10 protein-coding genes are annotated in these 13,967 nt (G+C 40.2%); 4 read left to right on the plus strand and 6 right to left on the minus strand.

Going from position 1 to position 13,967, the window contains the following annotated elements:
- The first annotated feature begins 53 nt into the window (after nt 1–53).
- Nucleotides 54–842, plus strand: a complete 789-nt coding sequence (locus P1X15_RS02885; RefSeq protein ID WP_277336628.1) for a metallophosphoesterase — start codon at nt 54–56, stop codon at nt 840–842.
- 124 nt (nt 843–966) lie between these two features.
- A complete protein-coding gene (locus tag P1X15_RS02890) occupies nt 967–2,193 on the plus strand; it encodes a 4-hydroxy-3-methylbut-2-enyl diphosphate reductase (protein ID WP_277336629.1) in 1,227 nt (408 codons plus the stop codon).
- Between the two features lie 125 nt (nt 2,194–2,318).
- On the opposite strand, the gene P1X15_RS02895 is transcribed toward P1X15_RS02890, so the two are convergent.
- Genes P1X15_RS02895 through P1X15_RS02905 form a run of 3 tightly spaced genes read right to left on the minus strand, consistent with a single transcriptional unit; the run spans nt 2,319 to nt 5,127 of the window.
- Nucleotides 2,319–3,260 (minus strand): GDP-L-fucose synthase, encoded by a 942-nt coding sequence (locus tag P1X15_RS02895; RefSeq protein ID WP_277336630.1) that lies wholly within the window; start codon nt 3,258–3,260, stop codon nt 2,319–2,321.
- Between the two features lie 49 nt (nt 3,261–3,309).
- Nucleotides 3,310–4,080, minus strand: a complete 771-nt coding sequence (locus P1X15_RS02900) for a LytTR family DNA-binding domain-containing protein (protein ID WP_277336631.1) — start codon at nt 4,078–4,080, stop codon at nt 3,310–3,312.
- A gap of 12 nt (nt 4,081–4,092) precedes the next feature.
- Nucleotides 4,093–5,127 (minus strand): sensor histidine kinase, encoded by a 1,035-nt coding sequence (locus P1X15_RS02905; protein ID WP_277336632.1) that lies wholly within the window; start codon nt 5,125–5,127, stop codon nt 4,093–4,095.
- 156 nt (nt 5,128–5,283) lie between these two features.
- Here P1X15_RS02905 and P1X15_RS02910 point away from each other — a divergent pair, with 156 nt between their 5' ends.
- On the plus strand, nt 5,284–5,808 hold the full coding sequence (locus P1X15_RS02910) for a gamma carbonic anhydrase family protein (protein ID WP_277336633.1): 525 nt from the start codon (nt 5,284–5,286) through the stop codon (nt 5,806–5,808).
- Here the strand turns inward: P1X15_RS02910 and P1X15_RS02915 are convergent.
- Nucleotides 5,801–6,382 (minus strand): Uma2 family endonuclease, encoded by a 582-nt coding sequence (locus tag P1X15_RS02915; protein ID WP_277336634.1) that lies wholly within the window; start codon nt 6,380–6,382, stop codon nt 5,801–5,803. The two genes, P1X15_RS02910 and P1X15_RS02915, sit on opposite strands and share 8 nt — an antisense overlap.
- A gap of 100 nt (nt 6,383–6,482) precedes the next feature.
- On the opposite strand from P1X15_RS02915, the gene P1X15_RS02920 reads away from it, so the two are divergent.
- Nucleotides 6,483–8,543 carry a S9 family peptidase gene (locus P1X15_RS02920; RefSeq protein WP_277336635.1) on the plus strand — a complete coding sequence of 687 codons (2,061 nt, stop codon included), beginning with the start codon at nt 6,483–6,485 and terminating at the stop codon, nt 8,541–8,543.
- A gap of 482 nt (nt 8,544–9,025) precedes the next feature.
- Here the strand turns inward: P1X15_RS02920 and P1X15_RS02925 are convergent, their stop codons facing one another.
- Both P1X15_RS02925 and P1X15_RS02930 read right to left on the minus strand, forming a co-directional pair.
- Entirely contained in the window at nt 9,026–9,352 is a 327-nt protein-coding gene (locus P1X15_RS02925) for a co-chaperone YbbN (protein WP_277336636.1), read from the minus strand.
- Nucleotides 9,353–9,823: 471 nt separating this feature from the next.
- Complete coding sequence (locus tag P1X15_RS02930; RefSeq protein ID WP_277336637.1) at nt 9,824–13,822, minus strand: hybrid sensor histidine kinase/response regulator transcription factor; 3,999 nt, start codon at nt 13,820–13,822, stop codon at nt 9,824–9,826.
- Nucleotides 13,823–13,967: the final 145 nt, after the last annotated feature.

Below are 13,967 nucleotides of genomic sequence, written 5' to 3' on the forward strand. Positions count from 1 at the left end.
CCAAAAATTGAGCGTAAAACCGTTTCTTTGAGAAGAATTTAACAAAACACTTCATGTTAGGTCGTCGCAAATTTTTACATCTTTCGATGGGCTTGTTGGCTTTTGGATGTCAACGGCCTGCCCAATCTTTCTCCAAACTCCGTTTTGCGGTGGCTTCAGATGGGCATTATGGCCAACCCAAAACAGATTATAAATCTTTTTATGAAGCAATAATATCGAATCTCCAAAAAGAACGCCTCGAACGAGGACTTGATTTTGTGGTTTTCAACGGAGATTTGTTTCATGATGATGTAAAATTTTTGCCAGAAGTCAAGCAAGCACTTGACCGGCTCGGATTTTCCTACTACGTGACCCGTGGCAATCACGACCACGTTACGCCTGAGCAGTGGGAAAATACGTGGGGATATGGCCTTAATCACTCAGTAGAAATCGGTAAAAATGCCATCATTTTGGCCGATACTTCTAACGAAAAAGGCGAATATCTATGCCCTAATATTGAGTGGATAGATAAGGAATTAGCGCGTTTTTCGAAGAAAGAAAAGGTATTTTTATTCATGCATATTCCCGCCAAGATGTGGTCAGAACATGGTACTACTTGCCCCCAACTCGAAACTACTATTGCCAAATATCCTAATTTAAGAGCGATGTTTCATGGACACGACCATGCCATCGACAGCGGAAAATCAACTTCCAAACCTGCTTTTTTTGATGGACATTTTGGTGGTAGTTGGGGGGTAGATTATCGTGGCTATCGGGTGGTAGAGGCCCAAAAAGACGGAAAATGCTACACCTATCAGTTTAACCCTGTGACTCAAAACAAAGTAAATGAGCAGGTATTTTAATAAATTCTCGAAACAATGCGTTAGAGTAGTATGTTATATATACGTTCGTCGTAATTTTGTGATGCGATAGAGTAACCCATTTTATATTATATTCATCTAGAACGCGCAATCCTGCTCTCACGGCATGAAGACCTTCCATATTCCCTCATTTTATCGAAGCCATATCATTGGTCCTATCAAAGAGTTACGTCGGAAAAACGATAAACTCAAACGCGATTTTTCGCCGACCGTACTTGATTTTGGACCTGTCAAGTTTCTGATTGCACGCCATTTTGGATTTTGCTATGGGGTCGAAAATGCCATTGAAATTGCTTACAAAGCCATTGCCGAAAATCCTGGCAAACGTATTTTTTTGTTGAGCGAAATGATCCACAATCCTGATGTAAATCGCGACTTACATGAAAAAGGAATTCGTTTTTTGATGGAAACTACGGGTCGGCAGATTATTCCTTGGGAAGAACTCAAACCCGACGATGTGGTGATTGTTCCTGCTTTTGGAACTACCATTGAGATTCAAAATCGCCTACAACTGCTTGGGATTGATGCTTATCAGTATGATACTACTTGCCCTTTTGTAGAAAAAGTGTGGAACAGAGCTGCGCAAATTGGGCAAAAAAACTATACGATTGTCGTACACGGCAAACCGTTACATGAAGAGACACGCGCGACTTTTTCGCATAGTAAAGAAAATGCCCCTACCGTAGTAGTAAAAAATATGAAGCAAGCGGAGCGCTTGGCGCGGTACATTGTAGGCGAAGGACAAAAAGAAGAGTTTTATGAAGAATTTAGCGGACAGTATTCGGTAGGTTTTGATCCGGAGCAAGATTTGCAGCGTGTTGGGGTAGTGAATCAAACCACAATGCTAGCTTCTGATACACAGGGAATAGCAGATTATCTAAAAGGGGTAATGATTAAACATTACCAATTGGCACCTCATGAAGTAGAAGACCGCTTTGCCAATACGCGTGATACACTTTGCTATGCTACCAACGATAACCAAGACGCTACGTATGCATTACTTCAACATAAAGCCGATTTTGTGCTGGTGGCGGGTGGTTACAACAGTTCCAATACCTCTCATATTGTAGAGCTTTGTGAACAAAAACTCCCTACGTATTTTATCGAATCAGCTATTAAAATACTAGACCGAAATATCATCAAACATTACAATCTGCATCGAAAAAAAGAAGAAGTCACCGAAAACTTTATCCCTCAGAAAGACCAAGTGACTATCATGCTTACGTGTGGGGCTTCTTGTCCTGATGCTATCATTGAAGGCGTTTTGACGCGGATGCTTTCTTTCTTTCCCGATGCCAAACCCATTGACGAGGTGGTGAATGCCTTATCCTAATTATGGCCGTCTGTAGATATGTTGCATGCAACGTATCTGTTTTTTACCATGTGGAATACGTTTCATGTGTGGGATATTGCATGCGTGGAGACGTTGCATACGTGGAGACGTTGCATGCAACGTCTCTACACCGAATATTCCGTCATTTTTGACAAGAAATCTTGATAGGTAATTTTGATGCCTTCTTCAAGACTGTATTTGTGCTTCCACCCCATTTCATGCAAACGCGATACATCCATGAGCTTGCGAGGAGTACCGTCGGGTTTATCGGTATTCCAGTGGATTTGTCCTTCATATCCTACGGTTTCTTTGATGAGCTCGGCTAGGCTTTTGATAGAAATGTCTTCACCTACTCCAATGTTGACAAACTGCTCGCCGTCGTAGTTTTTCATGAGATAAACACAAGCATCCGCCAAATCATCGGCATGGAGAAACTCGCGCAGAGGTGAGCCTGTACCCCAAAGTTCTACAAAAGGCTTTCCTTCGATTTTGGCCTCATGAAATTTCCGGATCATTGCCGGCAAAACGTGCGAATTATTGAGGTCATAGTTGTCGTTGGGGCCATAGAGATTGGTGGGCATTACCGATATAAAATGGCAGCCATATTGTTTACGATAAGACTCACACATTTTGATGCCCGTGATTTTGGCAATAGCGTAAGGCTCGTTGGTATATTCTAAAGGGCCAGTTAGTAGATAGTCTTCTTTAAGGGGTTGAGGTGCCATTTTGGGATAAATGCAAGAAGAACCCAAAAACATCAATTTTTTGGTGTCGGTGGCATATGCATTATGAATGACATTGTTTTGGATTTGGAGGTTATCGTACAAAAACTCCGCTCGATAGATATTGTTGGCCATGATACCGCCCACTTTAGCTGCCGCTAAAAATACATATTCAGGACGCTCCGCTTCAAAAAAATCAGTGACCGCTTGCTGATTTCGCAAATCTAGCTCACGTGAAGTACGAACGATGATATTTTCATACCCTTCCGACTGCAATCGGCGTACAAGTGCTGAGCCAACCATGCCCCGATGACCAGCTACGTATATTTTAGCATTTTTTTCCATAACGCAAATTTAACCCAAATGAGGCAGCTTTCCGAAGCAAAAACACATTTTAAACTTCAAACCACGTGCGAAATTGGGCTGCCTTATCTTTGCTAATAACAATCTCTTCTTTAACAGGGATGATAAGGGTGAGTTCAATTTTTCCCATATAATGAGTTCGATAGCTTTCAATGGCATCTTTTCGCACGATATATTGACGATTGGCTCTAATAAATTGTGCAGGATCAAGCATATCTTCTACTTCATCCAATGAAGCATAGTCTGTAATAAGTCGTTGATTATCAGTAGTAACTAGCCATATCACTTCTTCTCTTACAAAATAAGCGATGCGAGTGTCGGCGACGGCTACTACTGCACGCTGATGATGGGCCGTAAAGCGATGTTTGTATTGCCGAATATTACGGTTTTCTAAATCATGAAGTAAATTTCGTAATTGCTCCGAAAAAAGGTCAGTAGGAGAATTTTGTTGCCAACGACTAAGTTTTTCGAAAGCGCATTTAAGGTCGTTTTTATCAATAGGTTTTAGCAAATAATCAATGCTATTGAGCTTAAAGGCTCGTATGGCGTATTCGTCGTAGGCGGTGGTAAAAATGATAGGGCATGAAAGGTTTAATTCTTGGAAAATATCGAAGCTCACACCATCCGCAAGTTGAATATCAGATAAAATAAGGTCAGGCTCAGGGTGTTTCTTAAACCAAGAGAGGGTAGTTTCGATGCTTGCCAAAGGGCCTTGGATGATGGCTTGTGGAAGAAGCTGCTGTACAAGCTTCTCAAGATTTTTGGCTACAAGTGGCTCGTCTTCAAGAATTAAAATGGTCATAGTATGGCGGAATTATTGGCTAATAAGTGGTACATAAGCCACAAACTTGCCATTATATTCGATAGTCTTAAAAGGAGTATCAATCAAAAAACTGTATAGGGTTTTGAGATTTTGTAAACCTTGTCGGTTAGAAGTTTCGACCTGTTTTTTTGGTTGGAAATTGTTTTCGACTTTCAAAAAAGTATCATCTGAACAAATGTGAATATGGAGTGGTCGCTCTTGGCTTATGATATTATGTTTGAGCGCATTTTCAATCAAAATTTGCAGCGTTACGGGAGCTATTTTTTTGTCGAGGCTCTCCTCTGGAATGTGAAAGTCAATTGTTAGATGATTTTCAAAGCGAGTATGCAGCAAAAAAACGTAGTTTTTGATGAAGTCAAGTTCGGTATATAGCGGTACTAGACCTTTGTCTTTGTGCTGTAAAACATATCTAAATACTTTGGAAAGTTGCTGTAAAAACTGCCGAGCCAATTCAGGATTTTCTTGAATAAGGCTATCTAAAGAGGTAAGGCTATTGAACAAAAAATGGGGATTGAGCTGATTCTTTAAATTGTCAAATTGAACCTGTGCTTTTTCTTTTTCGAGGTGAATGGCACGTGTGGCATTTTCGCGCCATTTATGAAACAAATAATCTGAAAGATGTAACACATTGATAAGGACTACAACCAAAAATTGGGCAAAATAACCCGCCATTTTGGCTAAATCGGTGTATTGTTGTGCAATGATACCGCTCGTAGGGAAAATACTGATGGCCCAGTTGATACTTAATTGGGAAATGACCAGTACAAAAATAAAAGTAAGCAATACTTGAGGAATCATACGGGCAATAATTCCGCGCTCATACGGAAAAAAGGTATCAAACAATCGATGTATTTTGCTAAAAACCACCCATGAAAGCGTCATTACGGTTCCTGAAACCGAGGCAAAGAAAAGATTGGAGCGCCAAGGAATCCGGAAAACATACCACCGCATTACAAAAGAACATACAATAAGTACGATAATGACTATGGTAAAAATGCGAGCTTTTGAGCGCAATAACTTTTGCATGTGATTTTTTTGTCAAAACAATAAAGTTGGTCAATAAATGCCAATTTTTTAAATCTAAAACCGTCAAAAACAAAGAGGAAACGGAAATAAAACAACGGGACTATTATCTTTGTGGCAAATAGATTGACTTAAATTATCTTCAAAAAACGACAAAAAATGGCTCTCATTAAAGCTGTACATGGCATCGCCCCTCAATATGGTTCTCATTGTTGGTTTGCCGACAACGCTACGGTGGTCGGCGAAGTAATCATGGGGGATTATTGTACGGTATGGTTCAATGCCGTAGTGCGTGGCGATGTCAATACCATTCAGATGGGGGATTATGTAAATATCCAAGATGGGGCGGTGATTCACTGTACTTACCAAAAATCTAAAACCATCATCGGCAATCATGTCTCTATCGCCCACAATGCTATCGTGCACGGCTGTACTATTGAAGACAAAGTGCTTGTGGGTATGGGGGCCATCATCATGGATGGAGCGCATATCGGTACGGGTTCAATTATTGCAGCAGGGGCGGTGATCACGCAGGGAAAAGTGGTGCCTCCGGGTACGGTATGGGCGGGCAATCCAGCCAAATATTTGAAAGATGTAACCCCCGATTTGGGTGAAGTATTTATGCGTACTGCCAACAACTACGTTATGTATGCGGGCTGGTTTAGAGATGAAGAAACTATCTGAAAATCTTTTCAAGAGGTGCTTCAAATCCTTCAAAAATAACTGATTGGGCGGGAGATTGGTCATAAATGCCTCCCAACTGATACTGCTCCTCATGGAGATAATAGACTTGGATGGTTTTTTCGCTCGGAATTGCAATCCAATATTCACGAACGCCTGCCTTTTCGTACCAGTTAAATTTGTCGTTGAAATCTTTTTTGAACGTCGATCTCGACGTAATCTCGACTATCAAATCTGGTGGGCCAAGGCAGCCGTCTTCGTCTAGTTTGGTTTCATCACAAATCACACAAATATCCGGCTGGACAACCGTATAAATTTTTGCAGGATTTTTTTCATTTCCTATCGGCAATCGTACATCAAAAGGAGCTTCAAATATACTACAGGGGCTGTTTTCTAGGTATTTACGAATCAAATACGACAATTGTCCCGACACCCATTGGTGCGCAGTTTTAGGGGCGGGAGACATCAAGTATATTTTCCCTTTGATGAGTTCGACCTGCTCTTCAAATCTCCATTTGAGGTAATCAGCATAACTATAAGTACCGTTCAAATCTAAAGCATTGATGTTTGTAATCATATAGATGTGCTTTTTTACAAAAATACATTTTTTACAAAAAGAAATTGTACTTTTCAATTTTGAAATACCTTTAGATAATCCAAAAACGAATATTGAATTTATGGAATTGACGCCCCCCAAAGCCACGAAACATCCCCACACGTTTGACTTACATAATGACCTCCGAACCGACGATTATTATTGGCTACGTGAGCGCGAAGACCCCGAAGTGATAGATTACTTAAATGCCGAAAATGCTTATACAGAGGCTGTTTTAGCGCCTGTAAAAGAGTTTAGGGAAATACTATTTGAGGAAATGAAAGGCCGTATCAAAGAGCAAGACGAATCGGTACCTTTCAAAATCGGTAATTATTACTATTATTATCGGTATGAACAGGGGGGCGAGTATCCTATTTACTGTCGCAAGTTAGAGTCACTAAGTGCGACCGAAGAAGTGATGCTCAATCTCAACCAACTTGCCGAAGGCCATACTTACTACAATGCTACTTTTCCTGATGTATCTGACAATGAAGAAATTGCGGCTTTTGGCGAAGATACTGTAAGCCGTCGTATGTATACCTTAAAATTCAAAAACCTTAAGACGGGAGAAATCTACCCTGATGCCATCCCCGATACTGAAGGTGGCAACTACGCTTGGGCAGCCGACAATGAGACGGTTTTTTATATTCGGAAAGATGCTGAGACGCTATTGGGTTATCAAGTATGGAGACATCGTTTGGGGACTGAGATTAAAGACGATGTATTGGTCTATGAAGAGGCTGACGATCAGTTTTATCTGACACTATTTCGGATGAAATCCAAAAAATACATTGCTATCGTTTCTGACCAAAATGGCCTAACCACCGAATACAACCTGCTGAAAGCCGACGAACCAGAAGGGAAATTCGAACCCTTTTTACCTCGTCAACGAGGACACGAATACTTTGTAGAATACTTGGAGGGTGAGTTTTTTGTCAGAACTAATATCGACGGTGCTTCTAATTTTAAACTCATGACCGTAGCCGAAGCTTGGGCGGTTGATATAGCGAAATGGCAACCGCTCATTCCGCACCGAGCGCAAGTGTATTTGGAAGGGATTGAGGTATTTAAGCGGCATTTAGTATTGCAAGAGAGAGAAGCGGGCTTGCTTCACATTCGTATCATCGACCAAGTGACTCAAAAAGAGCATTATCTCAATTTTGGGGAGCCTGCTTATACAGCCTATGTAAGTACCAATCCTGATTTTGATACACATATCCTTAGGTATGGCTATACGTCGCTTACAACCCCCAATAGTACTTTTGACTATGACATGAATACAGGAGAGCGGCTATTGCTCAAGCAGCAAGAGGTATTGGGGGGCTTCAACAAAGATGATTACCAGACCGAACGCCTTTTTGCACCTGCGCGGGATGGTGTGTTGGTTCCTATCTCTATCGTTTATAAAAAAAGTTTCCAGAAAAATGGTACAGGCCCTTTGCTTCAGTATTCTTATGGCTCATACGGCTACTCTATGGACCCGAGTTTTAGCGCTGGACGATTGAGCTTGTTAAATCGTGGTTTTGCCTTTGCGATTTGTCACATCAGAGGAGGGCATGAGATGGGACGCGCTTGGTACGACAATGGTAAAATGCTCCATAAAAAGAACACTTTCAACGATTTTGTAGATTGTTCTTTATTTCTCATTCACGAAAAATGGACCTCGTCCGAAGGGCTTTTTGCGATGGGAGGCAGTGCGGGCGGGCTGCTTATGGGTGCGGTGGCCAATATGGCTCCTCAGTTGTACAAAGGAATCGTAGCGCAGGTGCCTTTTGTAGATGTAGTGACTACCATGCTCGATGATAGTATTCCGCTGACTACGGGCGAGTATGAAGAGTGGGGAAATCCCCATGAAAAGGTGTATTATGACTACATGAAATCCTACAGCCCTTACGATAATGTAATCCCTCAATCCTATCCAAATATGCTCATCACTACGGGATTGCATGATTCTCAAGTGCAGTATTGGGAACCGGCCAAATGGGTAGCAAAGCTACGTGAAGTCAAAACCGATGCCAATCAACTGTTGTTGCACTGCGATATGGAAGCAGGCCACGGAGGCGCATCAGGACGTTTTAAACGACTAAAAGACGTCGCGCTTGAGTACGCTTTTATGCTGAATTTGCTAGGAATTAGAGAATGAAAAATAACCCCCTGAGCCAGGAAAAAATTCTAATTGTTTTTTAAACTAAATGGCACATCAAGATTTAACTAGATGATGAAAAAGAAAGGGCGTATTTTGTTTGGCTTGTGCTTTCAGAAAATGTGATTTTTTGGGAATAGAATACGTAAGAATGAAATTGACAATCACCGGTGAACTTGATGGGCGGCTAAAGTTCTTTATGGTAATGGGCCTGATGTGTACATCGGCTCATTTTTTTGGGAGAAGGGAAAAGTTGAATTTCAGACTGGAGGTGACCATTACGAATATAAATTGTGGGTAAGATTCGAGCCTTTGGATTGTAAAAAAGGGCATTTAACTATCAAAACAAAAATAATGTAATTAACCACAATCCATAAATAAAAACATGCAGCAAAACGCCGTGTTTATAGGTGGTTTGTGGTTAAAATAAATACTACTTCATACAATTTAAAAGTATAATAGCTTGAGAAACTCAAAATGACTTAAAGATTACTATCTATAAATTCGCGTAATTGTTTCAGTGGAAGTGTGCCTACCTTGGTGGCAGTTAGTATACCCTTTTTGAAAATGATGAGGGTAGGAACATCTTTCACATTATAATTTGTGGGCATTTTTGTGTTCTGGTCAATATAGAATTTGGCTACTCTTAGTCTACCAGCATACTCAATCCCTATCAACTCTACTATGGGGTGTATTATCTCAAGGGGACCAGCCCACACTGCCCAGAAAAATACCAGCACAGGTGTTTGACTGCGAAGTACGTCATTCTCAAAAGACGCATCTGTAACTTGAACAACTATATTTTTCATACTTATTTGCTTGAACATAACGCTTCGTCTTAGCTGTGGTTGTGCGTATTTGTTTCTTAATCGGAGAGTGTTCAGATAAATCTCCTAAAGTAGAAGGGCACGAGCGGATGCTTGTGCCCAAACTACCATTATTTAGGGTAAAGTAGGCATTTCTTTATGTTAAAGATTGATAGAAGTTTGCTATTAATATGTTCAAATCTATAGAATAGCTTTTTGTGCGGGTAGTAATAGTCGGCTAAGTGTATTTTATAAGGAGTTTTAGTCATTATGATGAGGTCTTATAATAGGGAAATTACTCCAAATAAAATTGCTTAATAAAAACCCTGTTAGGAGGTGTTACAAAGATGAAACAAACAGGTATAATCGACATTTCTATTCGTCCCAAATTCATTTCGATTGGTTGCATACCACAATAAAACAGCTTTTAGGCAGTAGATGAATTAACTAAAACCCTGTTTTGTGTATTGATAATCAGGTATTTTTGATTTCACTGGGCGGGAAGCCAAACTCTTCTTGAAAAGAGGTCGAGAAATGACTAGGATTTTTATAGCCTGTTTGCCAGGCTACTTCTGAGACACTAAAATTTCCTGATTCAAGTAATGTTTTGGCTTGGTTAAGGCGGTAAGAACGAATGAAATCTGAGGGAGAGGTGTCCATTAGAGCCTTCATTTTGCGAAATAGCTGAGAACGGCTCATACCGATTTTGAGGCAAAGTTGGGTTAAGTCAAATGTTTCATCCGCAAAGTTTTCTGCCACGATATTTCGCACTTTTGTCACAAAAGCATCCTCTAGCGCAAAGTCTTCCACTTCGGAGGAGTGATTTGATTTGGGTGAAGGTTCTGCGACAATGGCTCTGGCAAGGTTGAGTTTTGAAAAATGGGTAATGAGCCGCCTCTGTTTTTCAATTAATACGTTCAGTTGTACCAATAGCTCCTGCTTATCAAATGGCTTGATTAAGTAGGCGTCAGCACCGCGTTTTAGCCCTGTTATTTTGGCGTCTATTCCTGCTTTGGCTGTCAACAAAATAATGGGAATGTGGCTGGTACGTTCATCGTTTTTCAAGGCGTCGCAAACTTGATAACCGTCTTTTTCGGGCATCATTACATCACTAATAATGATGTCGGGTATGGTTTCAAGTGCCTTTTCAATACCGATTCTGCCATTGTAAGCTACATTTATCTGATATAAACCTTCTAGGCAGGATTTGAGATATACGACTACGTCGTGGTTGTCTTCGATGAGCAAAAGCTGCGGCAACGAAGATTGTGGGGGATTAAAATATACGTTGGACAATAAAGACGGAGTGGCAGTATTTAGGTTTTGTGGTAGTTCAAAATTGAAGGGTGTGGAGAAAGGTGCATGGTGGGTAATTGGAATAGTGACAGTGAACAAGCTGCCGGTACCAAGTTGACTTTTTACGATGATTTCGCCTCTCATCAACTTGACAAGTTCTTGGGCATGAGCTAGCCCAATGCCTGTGCCTTCCTTTTGGCGAGTAGGAGAACTATCAACTTGATAAAAACGGTCGAATATATACGGTAACTCATTAGCGTCTATACCAATGCCAGTGTCTTGGATTTCTATGCATAAATGACCTTCTTTTTTGGTCAGTCGTATCATAATATCACCTCCCGATGGAGTGAACTTAAATGCGTTAGAAAGCAAGTTGGTCAGTACTTGTTTTATTTGTTCAGAATCATAATCCATGACGCATGATTCTACGTTGGTAAAAAATCGGAGAGATAGATTCTGACTATTTGCATAAGATCTGAATGATTCGGTAATATAGCGCAGGTAAGGTACAATATCGCTCTGTTGCAGATTGAGTCGAAACGATTTGTTTTCAAGTTTAGACAAATCAAGTAATTGATTAATAAGCTGCAAGAGGTGTTTGCCATTGGATTGTATGAGTCGTGTGCCTTCCTCAAGATATTTTTTTGGTTGCTCTCGAATTTGCTCCGCCATACCTAAAATAACCGTGAGCGGGGTTCTGAACTCGTGGGTAAGATTGGTATAAAGTCGATTTTTGACTTGGTCTAGTTCTTTCAAACGACTGGTCTCTTCCTGTTTTCTTTGTAGTTCGTTTTGCAGTAGAAGGCGTTTTTTTAGAAATAAATAAACGGTGTAAGCAAGACTTAAAAATAATAAAATATAAATAGTATACGCCCACCAAGTACGCCACCATGGGGGATGAACCACCACATTTACGACCAACTCATGCGGACTCCATCGGCCTCGGCTATCACGAGCCTTTACCCGAAAAATATAATGGCCACTGGGCAGGTTGTTGAAGCGAGTAAAGTTGTATTTGGAAGGAGGAGACCAACTGTCTTTGTAACCTTCCATTTTATAGCTGTAAAGGGTTTCTTCTGGGTTTGCATAATCAGTAAGAGCATACTCAAATGTGTAAGACCAATTCCAATGATTGAAGTGTATTTCGGGATGATTAGCAAATTTGGTTTCCCGAAATACAGTATCTTGACGTTCGTCGGTATATTCAATAGAAGTAAGTACCATGTTAGCTCCTCGATTTCTATTCTGATAAGCTTGCATTACCTCTTTTGGAAAAAAGGCATTGATTCCCCTCATGCCTCCAAAATACATTCGGCCATTGCGAGATTTAAAGTAAGATTTTCGATTAAACTCGTTGTGGGTTAATTCATCTCCTTCAAAAAAATTAATAAATGTTTTGGTTGGGATATGAAAACGGGAAAGGCCATGATTGGTACTTAACCATAAGCAGGAGTCGCCTTCTGTCAACAAGCCACAGATAAAATCGTTAGGTAAGCCGTCATGGACAGTATATTGTTTTGTCGTACCTTTGATAGGATCGACCTGCACAAGTCCAGTATCTGTTCCTAACCAAAGTTTTCCGCTTTGGTCTTCTTCAATCACTGTAATACGAGTGAGGGATAAATTCCAAGTCTTGGGATCAAACCATTGTTGTTGTTTCGTGCGAGGGTCGTATTGTAGCAATTTACCATTAAAGCTAAGCCAAAGTTTCCCAGTTTTTGTTCCATAATGCAGTGCTTCGGTCTTATTAAAAAATTTTTCGGTTAGCTCTAACTCTTTTGTCCAATAAAATCCCGTCGCTGATTTATGCAAGCGATACAATAGATAATGAGAAGCCCACCATAGCGTTCCATCTTTTTCTTTGGCGAAAAAACCATTATCTGAAAAAGAATTTTCACGAAGTGGGCTGGGTATATTGCTTACCTTGCCTGACTTTGGATTTAATAATTGCCAGCCATTGATCCAGATTTTTTCCCCTTCTGCCGAAAGGTCGAATAAACTAAGCAGAGGGTTGAAGGTATAGGTTTTTGATGATTTTTTGCGGTTAGGATCAAAGCGGACTATTCCATCATAATACATTCCATAAATCATTCCCTGATTATCTTCAGTAAAACCTCGGAAGCTATAGTGTGCGTTAGTTGGATTTAACCCATCAAAATATTTCTCAAATGGATTGGTTTGAGGTGTTACTTTGAGTAATCCTAGGCGTGTATCTACCCATACAATTCCGGTTTTGTCCTGAAACAGCCCCATAAAATCATTCCGGTTGGGTAGTAGCTGTTTTAGTTCATCCTGAAAATTATATAAAGTATCCTTTACGACATCATAATAAATGAGGGTTCTATCAGGTCCACAAGCCCAAATACTACCGTTTTTTTCTAAGATAAACTGAAGTAAAAAACTGGAACCGGATTGTAAAAAACGATTAGCAGGGTGTGGAACAAATCTATTTATTGTTTTGTCTAACTGATAAAATTGTTTGTTTGACAGCATGACCAAATTGCCATCCGAAGCAAATTGAAAAGAAAGAAAAAAGCAGTTCTTACAGATATTGTCTAGCAATGTTATTGTCTTAATCTGTCCTGATTTGCTCAAATGATAAACTGTATCTTGGCACATTAAGCCATAATCATATGAGGCACTTCCCTCCCAATAATAGGTATTTAACAAGAGTGGATTGGTTGAGTTAAGAACAGTTCCTAATTTGTTATCCTGAGGATGTGGCTTATGGATTTTCAAAAAGTCTTTTTTTACCCGGTTCAATACAAAGTCCCCGTGACCGGGTCTTACCCAGATTCGACTCCCGTCATTGGGAATATTCGATTTAGGTAGTTTGAGAGGTTGCCAGTTCCCTGTTTTGGGATTAAAAAGGAATAGAAAATGCTCACTCCATACAAAGAGCAGAGAATCTTGCCACGAAGCTAATCCTACCAGTGATTCGTTACCTATGGATAATTCTTTCGGAATGGGATGAATGACAAAGTTTCGTCCATCATACCGATGGAGTTTGCTCTCATTGAGAAACCAGATAAACCCCTGATCATCTTGTGTGACTGAAGACGTGTGGTTGCCGGCTAGTCCATTTGCCGTAGTAAAAAACTCAAATGTTGCCTTTTGTGCAGTACTACAAAAGGACATAAGGAGTAGGATGATATGAGTCAGGAACGCCTTTCTCATTTATTTATTAACATGCTAAAGTAGTAATACATAGAATAAATGTACCCGATTAACGCCTTAGTTATTTTTAGGATTTTTATTGTCATTAATCATCTATTAACAAAAATACAATAATCTTATCGCTGTCAAAGTAATTGTATTGTCG

Source organism: Runella sp. MFBS21, from assembly GCF_029433105.1.
Lineage (GTDB): Bacteria > Bacteroidota > Bacteroidia > Cytophagales > Spirosomataceae > Runella.